A 23,339-nucleotide genomic window follows, 5' to 3' on the forward strand; every position below is an offset into this window, starting at 1 on the left:
GAAAAAATAATAAGAAGGTAGGATAGAAAAAGTGAAAAAGCGAATCATGACTGCAGGAATGTTGGCTATGATACTTGCGATGGGAATGACAGCGTGTGCAAATGCAGACACGAAAGAGAAGAGCACAACGAAGAAAGAACAGGTTTCAGAGTCTGATGAAAAGAAAGAACAGAAAAAGTCAGATAATGAAGCATATGTAATGAATGAAAAACAGAAAAAAATCTACGAGAAGATCAAAAAAACATACAATGCAGAAGAACAGCAGAAAATAGCGGACGAACTGGAAAAGAAAAAAGAATCTCAGGAGTATACACTGAGTAATATGCTGATCGAATACAATCCTTTTGGAACCAATACACAGTCATTGTATGTTTATTTTGAGACAGATTCGGCGGTGAAAGTTTCTTATACGATTCATGTAAAGGAGGATGATATTGCCGACTTTAGCAGAAATGTATATCAGGATGAAGAGTATCAGAAAGAGCATGAATTTCAGGTGATCGGTCTGATCCCGGATACGGAGAATACGATTACATTCTATATAACGAATGAAGACGGTTCTACGGATACGAATGAAATCGTATATGAGATGGGAAGTCTGTATGGAGAAGAGGCAGTACAGCTTGATACGGATGTAAAACAAAGTGCGGACAAGTTAGAAGACGGGCTGTATGTGGTACTTGGAAATGACAGTACTTCTAAGGATTTTATGTATTATTATGACAATAACGGAGTCTTAAGAGGAGAAGTTCCTCTTCTGGGATACCGAAGTCACAGGCTTATCTTTGACGAGAATTCGATGTATTACAGTATTTCCGAAAAGAAGATGGCACAGGTGAACCGTCTTGGGCAGGTAACAAAGGTATATGATCTTGGCAATTACAAATTGCACCATGATTATGTGTTTGATGAAAATGGAAATATGTTGATTCTTGCAACTGATACGACGCAGGACAGCGTGGAAGACATTGTGTTGAAACTGGATGTAAATTCCGGTGAGGTGACAGAGGTACTGGACCTGGGAGATCTGTTTGGCGAATATAAAAAGACCTGTGTGAAAAATTCTTCCGATGAACTGGACTGGATGCATATCAACACGATTCAGTATATAGGAAATGGGTCAGTACTTTTAAGTTCAAGAGAGACGTCAACAATCATCAAAGTAGATAATATCTATGACGGGCCGGTGGTTTCTTATATGATCGGTGAAAAAGATTTCTGGAAAGATACTTCTTATGTAAGTCTTCTGCTGAATAAGAAAGGAGATTTTACAATACAGGGTGGCCAGCATACGATCACATATGAGACAGATGAAAGCCTTGCGGACGGGCAGTATTATCTGTATATGTTTGATAATAATATTGGAATCAGTGAGACAAGACCGGATTATGACTGGTCGTCGATAGGTCTGAAAGTAAGTTCTGCGGTTGACGGAAAGAATTCCAAGTATTACAAATATCTGGTGGATGAAAATGAAGGTACATTTGAACTTGTAGATTCGTTTAAAGTACCTTATTCCAGATATGTCAGCAGTGCGCAGGAAATAGGAGATAATGTACTTGTAGATTCGGGATTAAAGGGGACTTTTACAGAGTATGATGCAGATCATAAAGCAATTGTAACTTATAAGATGGATTATGAGAAATTTATTTATCGTGTATTCAAATACAAGTTTGATGGATTTTATTTTGAAAAAAGTGAATAATCCATAAAAATGATATAGAAGTCTTTACGGATAAGGATTTATCCGCTAAAATGGAAGCGTCGGTTTTGCCGGCGCTTTTGTAATGCTATGCGTTCATAAGGAGCTGCCAGTGGCAGGTCCTGTAGATAACAAAAAGAAAAGAGGAAAATAAAATGACAAATCCAATCGTAACAATTGAGATGGAAAATGGAGATATTATGAAAGCAGAACTGTACCCGGAAGTTGCTCCGAATACAGTTAATAATTTTGTTTCACTGGTGAAGAAAGGTTATTATGACGGACTGATCTTTCACCGTGTCATCAATGGATTTATGATCCAGGGAGGATGCCCGGACGGAACAGGAATGGGAGGCCCGGGATACACAATTAAAGGAGAGTTTGCTCAGAACGGTTTCGCAAATAATCTTGCACATACAGAAGGTGTACTTTCTATGGCAAGAGCTATGCATCCGGATTCAGCAGGTTCACAGTTCTTTATCATGCATAAAGCTGCACCACATCTGGACGGTGCATATGCTGCATTTGGTAAGATCATCGAAGGAATGGATATTGTAAATAAGATTGCTGAGACAGATACAGACTACAGTGACAGACCGCTTGATGAGCAGAAGATGAAAAAAGTAACCGTTGATACAATGGGAACAGAGTATCCGGAACCGGAAAAAGCATAAGAAAAACATAAAAAAAAGAAACGAAACAGCAGAATCATAGCAACTTCCAACACATATGACGCGGAGGAAAATAAAAGATGGAAATGATCCAGACAGAAAAATTAGTATATGAATATGAAAAACGTGATGAAGAAGGCAATGTGATTGGAACATCGCGTGCTATTGATGAAGTGGATATTGAAGCAAAAGAAGGACAGTTTATAGCAGTTCTCGGACACAATGGTTCCGGTAAATCAACGCTTGCGAAGCATTTAAACGCAATTTTAGTTCCGACAGAAGGTTCCGTATGGGTGAATGGAAAGAATACAAGTAATCCAGAAGAACTCTGGGACGTAAGACAGTCGGCAGGAATGGTGTTTCAGAATCCGGATAATCAGATCATCGGTACTGTAGTAGAAGAAGATGTAGGATTTGGTCCGGAAAATCTGGGAGTTCCGACAGATGAGATCTGGCAGCGTGTAGAAGAAAGCCTGAAAGCAGTTGGAATGATCGAGTACAGACATCATTCTCCGAATAAGCTTTCCGGTGGACAGAAGCAGAGGGTTGCAATTGCAGGGGTTGTAGCAATGGAACCCAAATGCATCGTTATGGATGAGCCAACGGCGATGCTTGATCCGGTTGGAAGAAAAGAAGTCTTAAAGACGGTCCACAAACTCAGAAAACAGAAGAATGTTACAGTAATTCTGATCACGCATTATATGGAAGAAGTAGTAGATGCGGATAAGATCTTTGTAATGGATCACGGCAAAGTTGTGATGGAGGGAACTCCGAAAGAGATATTCTCAAGGGTGGATGAGCTTAAGAGCTATCGCCTGGATGTACCACAGGTGACAATCCTGGCAGATGAACTTCGAAAACGTGGACTGGATATTCCAAAAGGAATCTTAAGAAAAGAAGAACTGGTAGAAGCAATTACGCATTTACAACAATAGAACATTTGATGTGAGAAATGGTGAGAAGAAATGACAGACATTGCAATTAAGATAGAACATTTGAATTATGTATACAGTCCCGGGACTGCATACGAAAAACATGCACTCAAAGACATTTGCCTGGAGATTCCACACGGTGAATTTGTGGGAATCATCGGTCATACCGGATCGGGGAAATCGACTCTGATCCAGCATCTGAACGGACTTGTGAAAGCAACGGACGGTGCGCTGTATTATAATGGAGAGAACATTTACCAAAATGGATATGATATGCGTGCACTCCGTAATCAGGTAGGACTGGTGTTCCAGTATCCGGAGTATCAGTTGTTCGAGATTGACGTACTGACAGATGTGTGCTTTGGACCGAAAAACCAGGGGCTGAGCAAAGAAGAGTGTGAAAAGCGTGCGTTGGAAGCACTGAAACTGGTAGGATTGAAAGAAAAATATTATAAATCTTCTCCGTTCGAGCTCTCGGGCGGTCAGAAACGAAGAGTAGCGATCGCAGGAGTTCTGGCAATGCGTCCGAAAGTACTGGTTCTTGACGAGCCGACGGCGGGACTTGATCCAAAGGGAAGAGATGACATTCTGGATCAGATCGCATACCTGCATAAACAGAGTGATATGACGGTCATTCTGGTATCACATAGTATGGAAGATATTGCAAGATATGCAGACCGGATCATTGTGATGAACAAAGGGTCTGTAATGTATAATGGTGCGCCGAAAGAGGTATTTGCACATTATCAGGAACTGGAAAAAATCGGACTTGCAGCTCCGCAGGTGACGTATGTCATGCATGACCTGAAAGAAAAAGGTTTACCAGTCAAGGTAAATGTAACGACTGTAGAAGAAGCGGCAGATGAGATTATGCAGGCACTGGAGAAGAAGATATGATAAGAGATATTACAATCGGACAATATTATCCGGCAAAGAGTGTATTACACAGATTAGATCCAAGAGTGAAACTGGTGGGGACGCTGTTATATCTGATTTCATTGTTTTTATTCAACAGCATTCCGGGATATGTGATGACAACATTGTTCCTGATCATTATTATTAAAATGTCAAGAGTTCCATTTTCCTTTATTGTAAGGGGATTGAAACCAGTCATCATGCTTCTGATGATTACAGTGTTGTTCAATCTGTTTCTTACAAGAGACGGGGCAGTACTGTTTCACGCGTGGATCTTCACGATTACAGAAGGGGGATTAAGGACTGCGGTATATATGGCAATCCGTCTAATCTACCTGATCATCGGTTCGTCGCTTATGACATTTACAACGACTCCGAACGAGCTGACAGATGGAATCGAAGAGTTACTTGGGCCACTGAACAAGATCCATGTTCCGGTACATGAGATTGCGATGATCATGTCGATTGCACTCCGCTTTATTCCAATCCTTCTGGAAGAGACCGATAAGATCATGAAAGCACAGATCGCAAGAGGAGCTGATCTGGAAAGCGGTAATATGATTCAGAAAGCAAAGAGTATGATACCGATTCTGGTTCCGTTGTTCGTATCGGCATTCCGAAGAGCCAATGATCTGGCAATGGCGATGGAAGCGAGATGTTACCGTGGCGGCGAAGGACGCACAAAGATGAAACCGTTAAAATATCATAAAGAAGACAGAATGGCATATATTACTGTAATTGCTTATGTGATTTTGGTGGTGGTGATCGGAAGATGCGTGCCGGTGCATATTTGGGTGTTTTAAAATGTATACAGGGACGGAGGAATTAAAAAACCTCCGTCCCAAATTTATGTAATCTTGTTACTAAAAAATAATTGTATCAGATTGTGTGGAGGTCATCATGAAAAGAATCAGAATATTCGTAGCATATGATGGAACTAATTACTGCGGCTGGCAGGTCCAGCCAAATGGAGTTACGATTGAAGAAAAACTGAATAAATCATTAGCAAGACTTACCGGGGAAGAAATCAGAATTATCGGGGCAAGCAGGACTGATTCAGGGGTACACGCACTGGGAAATGTAGCGGTATTCGATACAGAATCTTCCATTCCGCCTGAGAGATTTGCGTATGCATTGAACCAGAGGCTTCCGGAAGATATTGTAGTAGTAAGGTCCGATGAAGTTTCGGCAGACTGGCATCCGAGATATCAGGAAAATATTTCAAAGACTTATGAATATCATATATACAATGCGGCGGTACCAAATCCGTTAAAGACAAGATATTGTACGTTCGTATCGTTTCCAATGGATGTTGAGGCTATGCGTGCCGGTGCAAAATATTTGGTTGGAGAACATGATTTTGTAAGCTTCTGTAATATCAGAACGAATACGCAGGATACCGTCCGGACGGTGTATGATTTGATAATTGAGAAAAAAGACGATGAAATCGTGCTTCGTATTACAGGAAATGGTTTCCTCTATAATATGGTCCGTATTATTGCGGGAGTCCTGATCCGCGTTGGCAGAGGATTCTATGCTCCGGAAAAGGTAAAGGAAATTCTGGATGCAAAAGTTCATACTTCAGAGGGAGCGACGGCACCACCGAATGGGCTTGTGCTTATGAAGATAGATTATAATTAATCTTCTATACAAGAAAGTTATTGGTAAAAATAGATTATAAATAATCAATGAAAGGTCGGAAATTTGGACAATACACAGAAAATAATCGGAATAACGTACAAAAATAAAAAATAATGCCATCAAAAGTTAAGAATATGTTAAGATATATCTGTCTGACATGAATTTGACAAAGTCGGACGGAAGGAGAGAATTTATGGAAATGTTATTGTACCTTGTTCCGGTATTTGGAATTCTTGGACTTCTTTTTGCAGCTTATCTGGCAGCAAGAGTAGGAAGACAGGACGCCGGAAACGACAGAATGAAAGAAATTGCCGCTGCTATCAGTGACGGTGCGCAGGCATTTCTGACAGCAGAGTATAAGATTCTGATCATCTTCGTTGCTGTATTATTTATACTCATCGGAGTAGGAATCGGGAACTGGATCACTGCTGTATGCTTCGTAGTAGGAGCTCTGTTCTCTACGCTTGCAGGTTACTGTGGAATGAAAGTAGCTACTAAGGCAAATGTAAGAACTGCAAATGCAGCAAAAGAAAAAGGAATGAACAAAGCACTCTCAATTGCATTCTCCGGTGGAGCTGTAATGGGTATGTGTGTAGCTGGTTTTGGTGTGTTTGGTGTCAGCATGATTTACATTCTGACTAAAAACGTTGATATTATTACAGGATTTAGTTTAGGAGCTTCTTCAATCGCTCTGTTTGCCCGTGTTGGTGGTGGTATCTATACAAAAGCTGCTGACGTAGGAGCTGACCTTGTAGGTAAAGTGGAAGCTGGTATTCCGGAAGATGACCCGCGTAACCCGGCCGTTATTGCTGACAATGTAGGAGATAACGTAGGTGACGTTGCAGGTATGGGAGCAGACCTTTTTGAGTCTTATGTAGGAGCACTCGTTTCTGCACTGACACTTGGAATCGTGTATTATAAAGCTGAGGGAGCAATCTTCCCGCTTCTGATCGCAGGACTCGGACTGGTTGCATCTATCCTTGGAACATTCTTTGTAAAAGGTGATGAGAATTCAAATCCACACAAAGCATTAAAGACTGGTTCTTATGTAGCAAGTGCACTGGTACTGATCGTATCTTGTGTACTCAGTAAAGTATTCTTCGGAGACTTTAAGGCAGCAATCGCTATCGTAGCTGGTCTGATCGTAGGACTTCTGATCGGTATCATCACAGAAGTATATACGTCCGGAGATTACAAATCAGTAAAAGAAATCGCAGAACAGTCAGAGACTGGATCTGCAACAACCATCATCAGTGGTCTCGCAGTAGGTATGAAATCTACAGCAATCCCGATCCTTTTGATCTGCGTTGGTATCTTTATTGCTTACCAGACATGCGGACTTTACGGTATCGCGCTTGCCGCTGTAGGAATGCTTTCTACAACAGCCATCACAGTAGCTGTAGATGCTTATGGACCGATCGCTGACAATGCCGGTGGTATTGCAGAGATGTCCGAGCTTGATCCACACGTTCGTCAGATCACTGACAAACTGGATGCCGTTGGTAACACAACAGCAGCTATGGGTAAAGGTTTTGCTATCGGATCTGCAGCCCTGACAGCACTTGCTCTGTTCGTATCTTACGCAGAAGCAGTACATCTTAAGTCAATTGATATCCTTGACTCACGTGTAATCATCGGAATGCTGATCGGTGGAATGCTTCCGTTCTTGTTCTCAGCTATGACAATGTCATCTGTATCAAGAGCAGCATACCAGATGATCGAAGAAGTAAGACGTCAGTTCAAGACAATGCCTGGAATCATGAAGGGTACAGAAAAACCAGATTACAAGTCATGCGTTGCAATCTCAACAACAGCAGCATTAAAAGAAATGCTGGTTCCTGGTGTCATGGCAGTACTTGCACCGCTGGTAGTCGGAATCCTTCTTGGACCTTCTGCACTTGGCGGACTTCTTGCAGGAGCACTTGTAACAGGTGTTATGATGGCAATCTTCATGTCTAATGCAGGTGGAGCATGGGATAACGCTAAGAAATACATTGAAGATGGAAACCACGGTGGAAAAGGAAGCGAGGCTCATAAAGCAGCTGTAGTTGGAGACACTGTAGGTGATCCGTTCAAAGATACATCAGGACCATCTATCAACATCCTGATCAAACTGATGACAGTTGTATCACTGGTATTTGCACCACTGTTCCTGTCAATCGGCGGATTATTATAAGAACATTTTAGAATAATCATAAAAAGCAGACGATATCTGTACCATCCGGTACAGATATCGTTTTTTTACTCTACTATGTGTACAAGAAGAAATTGTCTGCAATCAAAATATCTATAATGAGCAGCAGAGTTTGCGGGTGATTTATAAAAAGTTGAGAAAAATATTAGAATTGGGGGACTGGCAACCACCCGCTGTTTGTGATAATATATGTGTCGGGACTTTTATTAATTTTGAAAATAGATAGAAAAGAGGCAATAAACATGACAAAAGTAGATATTATTTCAGGATTCCTCGGAGCAGGAAAAACTACATTTATCAAAAAGCTGCTCAGTGATGTATGGGCAGGAGAGAAACTTGTGCTGATCGAGAATGAATTTGGCGAGATCGGTATCGATGGCGGATTCTTAAAAGATGCAGGAATCGAGATTACAGAGATGAACTCAGGATGCATCTGCTGTACACTGGTAGGTGACTTCAGCAAAGCTCTGGTAAAAGTATTAGATGAGTATCATCCGGACCGTGTAATCATTGAGCCATCAGGAGTTGGAAAATTATCTGACGTAGCAAGAGCAATTGAAGCTGTAGAAAAAGATGCGGACATTGAAATTGACGGAAGAATCACAGTTGTAGATGGTAAAAAGGCAAAAATGTACATGAAGAACTTTGGAGAATTCTTCAAAGATCAGGTAGAGCATGCGTCAACAATCGTAGTAAGCCGTACACAGATGATGACAGATGAAAAAGTAGAAGAATGCGTACACACACTTCGTGAAGAAAATGCAGAAGCAACGATCATCTCTACACCATGGGATGAGCTTGGCAAAGAGGCAATCAGTCATGCACTGACAAAGGGTGCTGAGATTGAGAGCCTGTTTGAAGATCATGAAGATCACGATCATGATCACGACCATTGTGACCACGATCACCATGACCATCATGATCACGACCATTGTGACCATGATCACCATGACCACGATCATGATCACTGCGATCACGATCATCATGACCACGATCATCATGACCATGATCACGATTGCTGCTGTGGACACGATCACGATCATCACCACCATCATCATGCAGATGATGTGTTTACAAGCTGGGGCAAAGAGACTGTTCATAAATATACCGAAGAAGAACTGGATTATCTGCTGAAGGCACTGTCAGAGACAACATCTTACGGAACAATTCTTCGTTCCAAAGGTATTATCCAGATGACAGACGGATCATGGAAACAGTTCGACTTAGTACCGGAAGAGTACGAAGTAAGAGAAGGACAGCCGGACTACACAGGACGTATCTGTGTAATCGGAACAGACCTGAAAGAGGACGACCTTCTGAAATTATTCCACGTATAGGATACTAATAATTGGCTCCATATTATTATGGAGCCAAAAATCACAATATAACCATAAAAGAAAGAGGTGCGAGTATGGCAACACCTATGTTTATCGTTACGGGATTCTTAGACAGTGGTAAGACAACCATGATCAAGGATACCCTGATGGAACAGGAATGGATTGAACCGGGACTTACACTGTTACTTCTCTGTGAAGAAGGAGAAGAAGAGTATCCGGAAGAATATTTAAAAGAAAAAAATATGGCAGTTCTGAAAATCGAAGAATTTGACCAGTTGAACACTGTATTTTTCAAAAACTGTGAAAGAAACTATCATCCGGCACAGATTATCATCGAGTACAATGGAATGTGGAAGCTGGAGGATCTGCTTTCAATCAGATATCCGAGAAGTTTTGAACTTCAGGGAGTATACTCTACCGTAAATGGTACAACACTGGATATGTATCTGATGAATATGAGAAATATGCTGATGGAACAGCTCACAGAGTCTGAGCTGATCGTTGTTAACAGATGTGCAGATGGTGTTAACAGATCCGGATTCAGACGTGCACTGAAGGTACAGAATCCGATGGCACAGCTGATCTTTGAAGATATGCAAGGCAAGATCATCGAGCCATCCGAAGAAGATCTCCCATATGATGTAAAAGGAGACAAGATCGTACTGGATGATGTTGATTTTGGTGTGTGGTATGTGGATGCATATGATCATCCGGAATTATATCTGCATAAAGAAATCGACTTCAAAGGACAGATCTTCCGCCCGAAGGGAATGCCGGACAATATGTTCGTTCCGGTCAGAGAGATCATGACATGCTGCGCGGAAGATGTACGTTATTACGGATATCCATGCAAAGCAGAAAAGAAGATCGATGTAAAAGCAAAATCCTGGATGCAGATCCGTGCAAGGTTCGAGTACGAGGCAGTAAGTTCCTTTGGAAATAAACAGCCGGTACTGTACCTGATCGATATGGAACCAGCCGCAGAGCCGGAAGATAAGGTTGTGTATTTAGGGTAATTGGGATTTAATTCAGAAAGGCACGACGACCCGGACCTGCATAAAAAGTAGGAAGCCGTTCCTGTTCAGGTTCCGTCGGCGGGAAATACTAAAGCGTCAAAATTATGCTAAAAACGGGCTTCCGAAATTTGCAACTCGCCATTCGGCTCAAACAGGCAAATTTCGAAAACCCAACGCATAATTTTGACGCTTAACTATTTCCAACACCTTCTTCACATTCACTGGAACGGCTTTCTACTTTTTATTCCGTGTGTGTCGAATACCTTAAGAATGAAATGGCAAGTGCGTAACCGTAGTGGCCTTCACCGGGTTACACTTCCGGGCATTTTATTTATTAACATTCGCTGCCAGTCACGACTTGAAGGAAACAATAGATAAGGATTATTGTGAATGTGGAATGCCGTTAGAAACAGTTAGAGAGTCAGAAGCACCGTTAAAGGAACGAAGCGAACGTGTTTGAGGCGAACGCCGAGTTTGAGCGTAGTTCCTTTGCTTTTAGGTGATTCTGACTCTCTTAGTGGTTCTTATGGTATGGAACCTGAACAAGAAGCCTTATCTATTGTTTCCTTCAAGGACTGAGAGGCCGTTTCTCCAGTTAATAAATTAAATCCCAAGCTTATTTTATATCAGAATATACGATGTTTCCTCCGCAGATCGTATATTTCACCTTACCGGTAAGTTCCTCTCCGGTAAATGGTGAGTTTGATGATTTGGAAGCATATTCTTTCGGGATCCATGTTTCATCAGGGTCAAATATAACAAAGTCTGCATCTGCACCTTCCTGAATTGTTCCGTAAGGCAGATGGTATAGCTTTGCCGGGTTCACTGTCATTTTTTCCAGAAGTTGTATCATGGTCAGATATCCGGGCTTTACAAGGTTGGTGATACCGAGTGCAAGGGAGGTCTCGAGACCGATAATGCCGCTTGGGGCTTCTGTGATCGGTTTGGATTTTTCTTCTGTGCTGTGTGGGGCATGATCCGTAGCAATCAGGTCAATAGTTCCATCAGCGAGTCCTGCAATAATCTGCTGGCGGTCATTTTCCGTACGAAGCGGCGGATTCATCTTTGCCAGCGTGCCATGTTCCAAAACAGCGTCTTCTGTTAAGGAGAAGTGGTGCGGTGTTGCCTCAGCGTGTAATTTTGCTCCCAGTTTTTTGTATGTACGGATCAGATCAATCGATACACCGGAACTGATATGCTGGATTACAACATCTGCACCGGAACGGAGCGCCAGAAGACAGTCTCTTGCCACCAGTGCTTCTTCGGCAATGGATGGAGAACCGTAGATGCCGAGTGCATCGGATACTTTGCCATGATTGATTCCATTGTTGCGGATAAAAGCCGGGTCTTCTTCGTGAAGACTGATCGGAACGTTTAACTTTGCGGCATTTTTCATCGCCTGATAGCAGAACTCAGCATTCAGAAGAGGGATGCCGTCATCGGTAAATCCGCATGCCCCGGCTTCTTTTAATGCAAGCATGTCTACTTCGTCCCGGCCCTTTAATGAACGGGAGATTGCAGCAGCCTGGAAGATACGGATATCTTCTTTGGAAGCACGTGCAAGATTATCTTTTAGGGTGTCTGTATTGTCGACCGTAGGGGATGTATTCGCCATACAGATTACAGTAGTAAACCCGCCTTTTGCAGATGCCTTTGCTCCTGTATGGATATCTTCTTTATATGTAAATCCCGGATCACGGAAATGTACATGTGTATCGATGAGTCCCGGTCCGACAACGAGTCCTCCGGCTTCTAGAATCTCCTCGGAATCTTCTGAAATTTCAGGTGCGATTCTTGCAATTTTTCCGTTCTTCACCAGTATATCCATATGCTCGGACAGACCAGATGCAGGATCAACCACAAGTCCATGTTTGATGATCATGATAAATTTCCTCCTTAAAAATCTGATGTTAAAATACAGTAAATATTATAAATGTAGTATAATGTATTGGAAATGGGCTTGTCAATTAAGAGACATGGAACAGGAAAGCTGAATATATGAGAAATAAAAGGAGCACGTAGAACAGAAATGGGATTTAAACGTTTGGAAAAAAATTTGATCGATATTATAAAAGAAGAACAGGCAAAACTTGGATTTCGGAAAGAAGAGATCCGTTTGTATTATCCATTGATTTCCCTCAATCATTTCTTTGAGGCGGATGACGATGTGGATGAGATGCAGACACGTCTGGAACAGTTCCCGGAAGAAGTAAAGAAAAAACTCGGAGATATCTGTGTAACGCACAAAAAAGACAGATTCTGCCTGCATATTCCGGAACAGGGAAGTGTCTATGTACATGAACATACGGCAGAAAATGAATTCATCAAAAAGCTGGTGGAGCTGATGATGAATCACGGAATCAAAAAAGAAGATATCCTTGCGATATTTCAGAAAGAGGCAAAAGATATCAGGGTGGGAGATATGCACAACGGAGAATTTGACTTTTGGGTAAGATTTCCGGAAGAAAATGAGGACGAATACTATTACTGCTTTAAGGACGAAGGGTGTCATGTGATCTATCACCGTTTTTTGCCGGAAGATTATGCAGATTTCGGATTCTGAAAGGCAGTCGGAAAAGAATAAAAATACAGATGCAGACAGGAATTATAATTATAACTTATAAATGCTGCCTGCATTTTTAATTATAAAATATCTTGCTATATGTAAAGATTCATGATAAGCTATACTACATCGTGCTAAAGCAAAGACGTGCTAAAGCGATTTGGGTGAGGACTTATTCTCAAAATAATGACAATTGCTTTGACGAATTTGCTGCAATGCGATTACGTTATCATAAAAAACTCAGGAGAGTCTTTTCGTAATGAAATGAAAAGCGCCGAAGGTGTAAGCAGAAAACAGATCTGCAAATCTCTCAGGCAAAAGGATGGAGGAATGAATTATGGAAATTTTGGGACGTATTGACACTTTTATCACATGGTTTGACGGAGTCGTATGGGGACTTCCGTTAATCATCTTAATTCTGGTCACAGGAATTTTTCTGACTGTGCGCTTGGGCCTTCTTCAGGTAAGGTATCTTGGGAAAGCGTTAAAATTCATGGTGAAAAATGAAGAAGATGGACACGGAGAAGTAACTAGCTTTGGAGCTCTTTGTACCGCATTATCGGCAACAATCGGTACCGGTAATATCGTCGGTGTGGCAACTGCAATTTCTGCAGGTGGACCAGGAGCGTTATTCTGGATGATCCTGACAGCATTTTTAGGAATGGCAACAAAGTATTCAGAAGGTCTTCTGGCAGTAAAATACCGTACGATCGATGAAGACGGGCATGTACTTGGCGGACCATTCTATTATATTGAGAATGGAATGGGTGTAAAGTTCAGATGGCTTGCAAAGATATTTGCATTCTTTGGAGCAGGGGTTGGATTATTCGGAATCGGTACATTTACACAGGTGAATGGTATCTCATCTGCAGTCCGTAACTTTTTTGATCCGAACATGGCACATACAGTAGCATTATTTGGAAATGATTATTCATGGGCAACTGTAATATCCTGTCTGGTACTGACGGTATGTGTCGGAATGGTTGTATTAGGTGGAATCAAGAGAATTGCAAAAGTATCTGAGATCGTCGTTCCGTTCATGGCGGTTCTGTATGTAGTATTGGCAGTCATTATCATGGTGACAAATATTACCGCAATTCCGGCAGCTATTGTAACAATTGTAAAATCAGCATTTACCGGAAGCGCACTGGCCGGTGGTGCAATGGGAAGTATGATCGTAGCAATGCAGAAAGGTATTGCCAGAGGAATCTTCTCGAATGAATCCGGACTTGGAAGCGCACCGATCGCAGCGGCTGCAGCACAGACCAAAGAACCTGCAAGACAGGGACTGGTGTCAATGACCGGTACATTTATTGATACGATCGTAATCTGTACGATGACAGGACTTTCTATTGTCATAACAGGAACATGGAATACGGGACTGGAAGGTGTGGAAATTACGACAGCGGCCTTCCAGAAGGGACTTCCGTTCCCGCCGGTTGTGGCATCCTTTGCATTGATGATTTGTCTGGTATTCTTTGCATTTACAACGATTCTTGGATGGGATTATTACGGAGAACGATGCCTGGAATATCTGTTTAATAAGAATATGAAAGCTGTAAGAGCGTATAGATGGCTTTATATTATATGTGTATTCATCGGACCATATATGACGGTTGCGGCAGTATGGAATATCGCAGATATCTTCAATGCATTGATGGCAATCCCGAATCTGATAGCCTTGCTTGCGCTCAGCAAAGTCATAGTAAAAGAAACGAAAGCATTTACGGAAAAGCTGAATGTGGAAGAGAAGAATCAGAGAATTCTCAAAGGAATGAATGCAGAGAATGCATAATAGAATATAAGTTCTGTAGAGCATATGGTGATAAAATACAGGGATTTTGGTATAAGAAGCAGAATCCCTGTATTTATTTTTGTCCTCTTATTTTGATAGAAAAAATATGCTGGATGCAGAATTTATAAAAGGTCATACTTTTCTTTAAAAGTCCGTATTATTTCTAAAATAAAACAAAATACATACAATGTTTGTGTAAATTTGTGCAAAATGTGTTAAAATGTAAGAAAACAAAGGACAGGTGCAAAAATGAAGAAACAAAAGAAAGATCCATTGTATAAAAGCTTCGGTTATGCATTTGCCGGAATATTTGCAGTGGTAACGAAGGAACGGAATATGAAGATTCATTGTGTGGCAATGGTTTGTGTGGTGATCGCAGGATTCGTATTTCATATTACACCGGTAGAGTGGTGTATCTGCCTGACATTGTTTGGTCTTGTCATGGCATTGGAAATGGTGAATACGGCGGTAGAAGCAGTGGTTGATCTGGTCACGGAAGAGAGAAAGCCGCTTGCAAAGCTTGCCAAAGATGCGGCGGCCGGAGCAGTATTGATCGCGGCAATCATGGCAGCAATTGCAGGGATGATCATATTTATTCCAAAGCTTTTGGAAAGCCTGTCTATATAGACATCGAAAGGAGAACGACCTATGGAAAAATTAGGAAGCGGATTAAAGAAAGTATTACTTGCAGGAATCGGAGCAGTTGCAGTCACAGGAGAGAAATCAAAAGAACTTCTGGATGAGATGGTGAAAAAGGGTGAGCTGACTGTTGAACAGGGCAAAGCACTGAATGAAGAACTTAAGCATAACATCAAGTCGACAGTAAAAGAAAAAGTGAATGTAAAAGTAAAAACATCTTCACCGGAAGAACTGGATGAGCTTTTGGATAAGATGACTCCGAAACAGATGGCATTGTTGAAACAGAGAATTGATGAGATGGAGAAAAAACAGGAAGAATTTGAAGCAGCAGAGACGGTAGAAGATGTGACAGACGAATCCGTATGCGAAGATGCGGCAGAGAAAGCAGCGGAAGAAGAGACAGCTGAGAACGAAGATATTTAAAGAGGAACAGGTTCATGAGTAAGGGAGAATCCAAAGAATACCGTACCAGGTTAAAGGAGATTACATCCGTACTTCATAAATATGGAATCACCAGGGGAATTACGCCTCAGAAACTCCGGATGATACTGGAGGATCTGGGGCCTACTTATATTAAAATCGGTCAGATTATGTCACTGCATTCAGACATTTTACCGAAAAGATATTGTGATGAACTGATGTGTCTGCGTTCAGAAGTAACTCCGATGGAATTTCCGGAAGTAAAAGAAGTGATCGAACAGGCATATGGTTGTCCGTGGAATGAAATATTTGCATTTATTTCCGATACACCACTGGGATCAGCATCCATTGCACAGGTCCACAGAGCAGAACTGCTCAGCGGTGAACAGGTTGTTATCAAGGTTCAGCGAACAGGTATTTATGAAATTATGGCAAGAGATATCGGACTCCTTCGGAAGGCAGTAAAGCTGATGCCGCCGATCAGTCTGAAAGGAATGGCTGACTTCGACCAGGTACTGGATGAACTTTGGAATGTGACACGGGAAGAGATGAATTTTCTCACCGAAGCATCGAATATGGAAGAGTTTGCCAGACGGAATGCGGATGTCGTATATGTAAGAACACCGAAACTATATCAGGAATATACAACCATGCATGTGCTGGTCATGGAATACATCGAAGGGCCTGCAATCGATGATAAAGAGAAACTTCTGGCAGGCGGATACGATCTGGAAGAGATAGGGATCAAGCTGATCGATAATTATATCAAACAGGTGATGGAAGACGGTTTCTTCCATGCAGATCCCCACCCGGGAAATGTAAAGATCCAGGATGGCAAGATTGTATGGATCGATATGGGAATGATGGGAAGACTGACCGAACGGGATAAAGAACTGATCGGAAAAGCAATCCGCGGCATTGCAGAAAATGATATCGGCATGATCCAGGAAGCAGTCATGGCACTGGGTGAATTTAAAGAGAAACCAGATCAGAGCGTATTGTATGAAGATATCAGTGAACTGATGTCGAAGTATGGGTCCTTAGATATGGGAGAGATCGATGTTGCAGAAGTGATGATGGATCTTATGGAAGTGATGAAGGAAAATAAGATCCGTATGCCGCATGGTCTGACGATGCTGGCAAGAGGATTGACTAACATGGAAGGCGTGCTTGCAGACATTGCTCCACAGATCAATATGATCGAGATCGCATCCAGACATATTTCAGAGAGTATGTGGAAAGATCTGGATTGGAAAAAAGAATTAAAACATGCAGGAAAGAATCTTTACCGTTCGATGCATAAAGCAGTAGAAGTCCCGGGACTTGCGGCGGATGCACTACATGGTCTGATGAAAGGTCAGACAAGAGTTAACCTGGATCTGCATGCATCCAACGATCTGGCACAGTTACTGAGGCGTCTGGTGCGGAATGTGGTAATGGGATTGTGGGTGATGGCATTGCTGATCAGTTCAAGCATTATCTGCACTACCAATATGAGCCCGAAGATCTGCGGAATCCCGGCAATTGGTGCGATTGGGTATTTATTTGCATTTGCGATTGTGATGTATGTGCTTATTAAGCATATTCTTTCCAAATGAATTTGGGATTTATTCTCAGTTTTATGGGCAAATATGCCCGACAAAATGCTACAAGAATCCGCATTTGTACCTAAAAATGAACAAAATAACCAAGAGAATAACTAGACTTTTCCATAGACAGGAGATATAATAAAACCATACACGTCAATATATGATTTGTACTATTATCAAGGAGGAACAACGAAAATGGCAAGAAAAATGAAGACCATGGATGGTAACCAGGCCGCAGCTCATGCTTCATATGCATATACAGAAGTTGCAGCAATTTACCCTATTACACCATCATCAGTTATGCCGGAACATGTAGATGAATGGGCTACAGAAGGAAGAAAGAACATATTTGGACAGACTGTTCAGGTAACAGAGATGCAGTCAGAAGCTGGTGCTGCAGGAGCAGTACACGGATCTCTTTCTGCTGGTGCTCTGACAACAACATTTACAGCATCACAGGGACTTCTGTTAATGATTCCTAACTTATATAAAGTAGCAGGAGAACAGCTTCCTGGAGTATTTAACGTATCCGCTCGTGCGCTTGCAAGCCACGCACTGAATATCTTCGGAGATCACTCTGATGTTTACGCCTGTCGTCAGACTGGTGCAGCAATGCTTTGCGAATCCAGCGTACAGGAAGTTATGGACTTAACACCAGTTGCACACTGTGCAGCATTAAAAGGAAAACTTCCATTCATCAACTTCTTCGATGGATTCCGTACATCACACGAGATTCAGAAGATTGAGACATGGGATTATGAAGATCTGAAAGATCTGGTAGATATGGACGCAATCGATGCATTCAGAAATCATGCACTGAATCCAAATCACCCATGCCAGAGAGGTTCAGCTCAGAACCCGGATATCTTCTTCCAGGCAAGAGAAGCATGTAACCCATACTACGACGCTATGCCGGCTATCGTACAGGAGTACATGGATAAAGTTAACGAGAAGATCGGAACGGACTACAAACTCTTCAACTACTACGGAGCAGCAGATGCAGAGAAAGTTATCATCGCTATGGGTTCTGTATGTGACACAATCGAAGAGACAATCGACTACTTAACAGCAGCTGGGGAAAAAGTTGGTGTTGTTAAGGTTCGTCTTTACAGACCATTCTGTGCACAGGCATTAATTGATGCAATTCCTGACACAGTAAAATACATCAATGTACTTGACAGAACAAAAGAACCAGGAGCTCAGGGAGAGCCATTATACCTGGATGTTGTTTCTGCATTAAAGGGATCTAAGTTCGACGCAGTACCGGTTAACGGCGGACGTTACGGATTAGGATCTAAAGATACAACACCTGCACAGATCGTTGCAGTATTCAACAACGCAGACAAAGAAAGATTCACAATCGGTATCAACGATGATGTTACAAATCTTTCACTTGAAGTTGGTGCACCACTGGTTACAACACCAGAAGGAACAATCAACTGTAAGTTCTGGGGACTTGGAGCTGACGGTACTGTAGGAGCTAACAAGAACTCTATCAAGATCATCGGTGACAATACTGACATGTATGCACAGGCTTACTTCGACTATGACTCTAAGAAGTCTGGTGGTGTTACAATGTCTCACCTGCGTTTCGGTAAGAAGCCAATCAAATCTACTTACCTGATTCACAAGGCTAACTTTGTAGCATGTCACAACCCATCTTATGTAAACAAATACAACATGGTTCAGGAATTAGTTGACGGAGGAACATTCCTTCTGAACTGCTCTTGGGACATGGAAGGTCTTGAGAAACATTTACCAGGACAGGTAAAAGCATTCATCGCTGATCACAACATCAAGTTCTACACAATTGATGGTATCAAGATCGGTAAAGAGATCGGACTTGGCGGACGTATCAATACAGTCCTTCAGTCAGCATTCTTCAAACTGGCATCTATCATTCCGGAAGAAGAAGCAATCGATCTGATGAAGAAAGCTGCAAAAGCTACTTACGGAAGAAAAGGTGACAAGATCGTACAGATGAACTACGATGCTATCGATGCCGGTGCTAAACAGGTAGTTGAGATCGAAGTTCCGGAATCTTGGAAATCTTGTGAAGACGAAGGATTATTCACACCAGAAGTTAAGGGTGGAAAAGACGATGTTGTAGCATTCGTTAAGAACATCCAGTCTAAGGTTAATGCTCAGGAAGGAAATACTCTGCCAGTATCTACATTTACTGACTATGCAGATGGATCTACACCATCAGGTAGTGCAGCATATGAGAAACGTGGTATCGCAGTAGATATCCCTGTATGGCAGTCAGAAAACTGTATCCAGTGTAACCGTTGTGCATATGTCTGCCCACATGCAGTTATCCGTCCGGTAGCACTTACAGAGGAAGAGCTTGCAAAAGCTCCAGAAGGAACAAAAGCTATCGATATGATCGGTATGCCGGGAATGAAATTCACTATGACTGTATCAGCTTATGACTGTACAGGATGTGGATCTTGTGTAAATGTATGTCCAGGTAAGAAGGGTGAAAAAGCTCTTGTTATGGCAAACATGGAAGAAAATGCAGCAGAGCAGGATATCTTTGATTTCGGACGTGAGATCGAGGTTAAACCAGAAGTTGTTGCTAAATTCAAACCAGAGACAGTTAAGGGAAGCCAGTTCAAACAGCCATTACTTGAGTTCTCAGGAGCTTGTGCAGGTTGTGGAGAAACACCTTATGCAAAACTGATCACACAGTTATTTGGTGACAGAATGTACATCGCTAATGCAACAGGATGTTCTTCAATCTGGGGTAACTCTTCACCGTCTACACCATACACAATGAACTCTAAGGGACAGGGACCTGCATGGTCTAACTCACTGTTCGAAGACAACGCAGAGTTTGGATATGGTATGTTACTTGCTCAGAAAGCAATCAGAAAGAGACTGAAAGAAGAAGTTGAAACTGTTGCAGCATCAGAGCAGGCTTCAGCAGAGGTTAAGGCAGCTTGCCAGGAATACCTCGATACATTCACATGTGGTATTACAAACGGAGATGCTACAGATAAATTAGTTGCAGCATTAGACGGATGTGACTGTGATACATGCAAAGACATCGTTAAGAATAAAGACTTCCTCGGTAAGAAATCTCAGTGGATCTTCGGTGGTGACGGATGGGCTTACGATATCGGATTCGGTGGAGTTGACCACGTATTAGCAAGTGGTGAAGACATCAACATCATGGTATTCGATACAGAGGTTTACTCTAACACAGGTGGACAGTCTTCTAAGGCTACTAAGACTGGTGCTACAGCTCAGTTCGCAGCAGGCGGAAAAGAGACGAAGAAGAAAGACCTTGCAAGCATGGCTATGAGCTATGGATATGTATACGTTGCACAGATCGCTATGGGTGGAGACTTCAACCAGACTGTAAAAGCAATTGCAGAGGCTGAGGCTTATCCGGGACCATCTCTGATCATCGCATACGCTCCATGTATCAACCATGGTATCAAGAAGGGTATGAGCAAAGCTCAGACAGAGGAACAGTTAGCAGTAGAATGCGGATACTGGAACAACTTCAGATTCAATCCAGCAGCTGAAAAGGGAAGCAAGTTCACTCTTGACAGCAAACAGCCTAAGGAAGAAGATTACCAGGCATTCCTTGACGGAGAAGTTCGTTACAATGCTCTTAAGAGAGCTAATCCGGAAAAGGCTGCAAGACTCTTCGCTAAGAATGAGGCAGAGGCTATGGAAAGATACGATTACCTGTCAAAACTGGCAGACCTTTACAAAGTAGAGGAGTAATCATATCTGATTAGCAATAGAATAGTATAAATCATGACTCCCGCAGATTCGAAAGGATCTGCGAGAGTTTTGCGTTGCCATGCATTTGCCATATTGTATTGACAAAATAGATCAAAGATGATAAAAATATTATTATATGAATAATGAGACTAGATAGAGGCGCAGGTTTCATCAGTAAGGCAGAATAACAGATAAAGGGAAATCATTTCTGCCTGAAAGGGAAAACTGCCGAAGGAAGATATCATCCCTTATTATATTCGAGATATACTTCCTGGGACGCAGCAGAATATGCTGCGGACTGTCACTTCAGTAAGTGGAGCGCTATCGGAGTATATAGAAGATATAAGAGTTTAATTATGTAATTTGTATTTAGAGTTATATAGAGGACATAAATGAAGTGTTGAATGATCTGAAAATACGGATGTCCTGCTTATAAGATGATATATGCCATGAGCAATCCACGCAGAGGAAATTGTTCATGGTATTTTTTTGGAAAAAAACGAAGGAGAGAGTTATGAGAAAAAGAAAAAAATTACTCTTTGCCGTACTCACCTGCCTCATGATCTTTGCATGCGGTGCAATTACCGTATTTGCGGCAGATGGAGGAAAAGAGTATGTACCAAAGATGTATTCATCATTCTGGGCACTGGTACCCCCAATTGTGGCAATTGGTCTTGCACTGATCACGAAAGAAGTGTATAGTTCCTTGTTTGTCGGAATTGCGATCGGAGGAATCTTCTGGTCTAATTTCCATTTTGAAAAGGCAGTATTGCATATATTTGAAGATGGAATCGTAGGAGTACTGACAGATAGCTATAATATGGGAATCCTGGTATTCCTGGTTATTCTTGGAATTATGGTCTGCATGATGAATAATGCAGGAGGTTCGGCAGCATTTGGGCGTTGGGCTAGTATTCACATCAAGACAAGAGTTGGGGCACAGCTTGCAACGATCGTGCTTGGAATCCTGATCTTTATTGATGATTATTTTAACTGCCTGACAGTTGGAAGTGTTATGCGTCCGATCACAGATAAGCACAATGTATCACGTGCAAAACTGGCGTATCTGATCGATGCGACAGCGGCACCGGTATGTATCATCGCTCCAATCTCATCATGGGCAGCGGCTGTAACAGGATTTGTAAAAGGTGAAGATGGATTTTCTATTTTTATGCGTGCGATTCCATATAACTATTATGCTTTACTCACAATTCTTGCAATGGTTTTGATCGTAGTGCTTAAGATTGATTATGGCCCGATGAAATTACATGAAGATAATGCTGTAAAGGGTGATATCTATACTACACCGGACAGGCCATATGCAAATGCTGAGAATGAGATCGTAAAAGAAAAGGGAAAAGTGATCGATCTGGTATTCCCGATAGTGGTCCTGATCATTTTCTGCATCTGCGGTATGCTTTATACAGGAGGCTTCTTTAGTGGAACAGGCTTTGTTAAAGCATTTTCGGCAAGTGATGCATCGGTAGGTCTGATGCTTGGAAGTTTCTTCGCATTGGTTGTTACGGTTGTATTCTATGCACTTAGAAAAGTACTTAAGTTCCGTGAATCTATGGAATGTGTTCCGGAAGGATTCAAGGCTATGGTACCTGCAATCCTGATCCTGACATTTGCATGGACATTAAAAGCAATGACAGACAGTCTTGGCGCAGCAGAGTATGTGGCTAATGTTATGCAGTCCGCAGCTGGAGGATTATTAAACTTCCTGCCTGCAATTATCTTCCTCGTAGGATGCTTCCTTGCATTTGCAACTGGAACATCATGGGGAACATTCGGAATCCTGATTCCGATCGTAGTAGCGGTATTCCAGGGAACGAACGAGACTATGATGATCATCTCTATCTCAGCTTGTATGGCGGGAGCTGTATGTGGAGATCATTGTTCGCCTATTTCGGATACAACGATCATGGCATCCGCGGGAGCGCAGTGTAATCATGTCAACCATGTAACGACACAGTTACCGTATGCGGCAACCGTTGCAGTTGTTTCCTGCATTACTTATGTAATTGCCGGATTTGTTCAGAATGCATTGATCTGTCTTCCAATCGGTATGGTACTTCTGGTAGCAGCTTTACTGCTCATGAAGAAGAGAACAGAAAGCCATTCATAAATGATTTGTTAAAAAATTAAAATTAGCAGAGACTTCAAAGACTCTTTGCCTTGCATAAA

General features: G+C 41.9%; 17 protein-coding genes and 2 riboswitches. Of the genes, 16 read left to right on the forward strand and 1 reads right to left on the reverse strand.

Going from position 1 to position 23,339, the window contains the following annotated elements; translation table 11 throughout:
* Positions 1-31: 31 nt before the first annotated feature.
* The 9 genes from NCY30_RS02065 (at position 32) to NCY30_RS02105 (ending at position 10,408) form a co-directional block, all read left to right on the forward strand.
* Entirely contained in the window at positions 32-1,705 is a 1,674-nt protein-coding gene (locus tag NCY30_RS02065) for an aryl-sulfate sulfotransferase (protein ID WP_250818436.1), read from the forward strand.
* A 152-nt stretch (positions 1,706-1,857) separates the two neighbouring features.
* On the forward strand, positions 1,858-2,376 hold the full coding sequence (locus tag NCY30_RS02070; protein WP_006426392.1) for a peptidylprolyl isomerase: 519 nt from the start codon (positions 1,858-1,860) through the stop codon (positions 2,374-2,376).
* A gap of 77 nt (positions 2,377-2,453) precedes the next feature.
* Positions 2,454-3,308, forward strand: coding sequence for an energy-coupling factor transporter ATPase (locus NCY30_RS02075; RefSeq protein WP_006426391.1), 855 nt, complete (start codon positions 2,454-2,456; stop codon positions 3,306-3,308).
* Between the two features lie 39 nt (positions 3,309-3,347).
* On the forward strand, positions 3,348-4,202 hold the full coding sequence (locus tag NCY30_RS02080; RefSeq protein ID WP_055303562.1) for an energy-coupling factor transporter ATPase: 855 nt from the start codon (positions 3,348-3,350) through the stop codon (positions 4,200-4,202).
* Positions 4,199-5,023: an energy-coupling factor transporter transmembrane component T family protein gene (locus tag NCY30_RS02085; protein WP_022416263.1), complete on the forward strand. Its 825-nt coding sequence runs from the start codon at positions 4,199-4,201 to the stop codon at positions 5,021-5,023. Before NCY30_RS02080 ends, NCY30_RS02085 begins: the two co-directional genes overlap by 4 nt.
* Positions 5,024-5,120: 97 nt before the next feature.
* Positions 5,121-5,861: a tRNA pseudouridine(38-40) synthase TruA gene (gene truA, locus NCY30_RS02090; RefSeq protein WP_250818437.1), complete on the forward strand. Its 741-nt coding sequence runs from the start codon at positions 5,121-5,123 to the stop codon at positions 5,859-5,861.
* Between the two features lie 193 nt (positions 5,862-6,054).
* Positions 6,055-8,037: a sodium-translocating pyrophosphatase gene (locus tag NCY30_RS02095; RefSeq protein ID WP_022416265.1), complete on the forward strand. Its 1,983-nt coding sequence runs from the start codon at positions 6,055-6,057 to the stop codon at positions 8,035-8,037.
* 260 nt (positions 8,038-8,297) lie between these two features.
* Positions 8,298-9,392, forward strand: coding sequence for a CobW family GTP-binding protein (locus tag NCY30_RS02100; protein ID WP_022416266.1), 1,095 nt, complete (start codon positions 8,298-8,300; stop codon positions 9,390-9,392).
* Positions 9,393-9,466: 74 nt separating this feature from the next.
* Positions 9,467-10,408: a TIGR03943 family putative permease subunit gene (locus NCY30_RS02105; RefSeq protein WP_006426381.1), complete on the forward strand. Its 942-nt coding sequence runs from the start codon at positions 9,467-9,469 to the stop codon at positions 10,406-10,408.
* A 616-nt stretch (positions 10,409-11,024) separates the two neighbouring features.
* Here the strand turns inward: NCY30_RS02105 and NCY30_RS02110 are convergent.
* Positions 11,025-12,290, reverse strand: coding sequence for a dihydroorotase (locus tag NCY30_RS02110; RefSeq protein ID WP_022415080.1), 1,266 nt, complete (start codon positions 12,288-12,290; stop codon positions 11,025-11,027).
* A 147-nt stretch (positions 12,291-12,437) separates the two neighbouring features.
* Between NCY30_RS02110 and NCY30_RS02115 the strand changes: the two genes are divergently transcribed.
* From NCY30_RS02115 to NCY30_RS02145, 7 genes are all read left to right on the forward strand, one after another.
* Complete coding sequence (locus NCY30_RS02115; RefSeq protein ID WP_250818438.1) at positions 12,438-12,971, forward strand: DUF3877 family protein; 534 nt, start codon at positions 12,438-12,440, stop codon at positions 12,969-12,971.
* Positions 12,972-13,202: 231 nt separating this feature from the next.
* Positions 13,203-13,307, forward strand: a riboswitch (glycine riboswitch).
* Position 13,308: 1 nt separating this feature from the next.
* On the forward strand, positions 13,309-14,766 hold the full coding sequence (locus tag NCY30_RS02120) for an alanine/glycine:cation symporter family protein (RefSeq protein ID WP_284709548.1): 1,458 nt from the start codon (positions 13,309-13,311) through the stop codon (positions 14,764-14,766).
* Positions 14,767-15,015: 249 nt separating this feature from the next.
* A complete protein-coding gene (locus NCY30_RS02125) occupies positions 15,016-15,393 on the forward strand; it encodes a diacylglycerol kinase (RefSeq protein WP_028087068.1) in 378 nt (125 codons plus the stop codon).
* A gap of 21 nt (positions 15,394-15,414) precedes the next feature.
* Positions 15,415-15,828, forward strand: a complete 414-nt coding sequence (locus tag NCY30_RS02130; RefSeq protein ID WP_250818439.1) for a phasin family protein — start codon at positions 15,415-15,417, stop codon at positions 15,826-15,828.
* Positions 15,829-15,842: 14 nt separating this feature from the next.
* A complete protein-coding gene (locus tag NCY30_RS02135) occupies positions 15,843-17,423 on the forward strand; it encodes an ABC1 kinase family protein (RefSeq protein ID WP_022415084.1) in 1,581 nt (526 codons plus the stop codon).
* A 186-nt stretch (positions 17,424-17,609) separates the two neighbouring features.
* Entirely contained in the window at positions 17,610-21,152 is a 3,543-nt protein-coding gene (gene nifJ, locus NCY30_RS02140) for a pyruvate:ferredoxin (flavodoxin) oxidoreductase (RefSeq protein WP_139010055.1), read from the forward strand.
* 146 nt (positions 21,153-21,298) lie between these two features.
* A riboswitch (Lysine riboswitch) is annotated at positions 21,299-21,484 on the forward strand.
* Positions 21,485-21,666: 182 nt separating this feature from the next.
* On the forward strand, positions 21,667-23,280 hold the full coding sequence (locus NCY30_RS02145; protein ID WP_171054418.1) for a Na+/H+ antiporter NhaC family protein: 1,614 nt from the start codon (positions 21,667-21,669) through the stop codon (positions 23,278-23,280).
* The last annotated feature ends 59 nt before the right edge of the window (positions 23,281-23,339 follow it).

It is taken from the genome of Dorea sp. MB18-49 (genome assembly GCF_023669465.1).
In the GTDB taxonomy this organism is placed as follows: Bacteria; Bacillota; Clostridia; order Lachnospirales; family Lachnospiraceae; genus Dorea_A; species Dorea_A longicatena.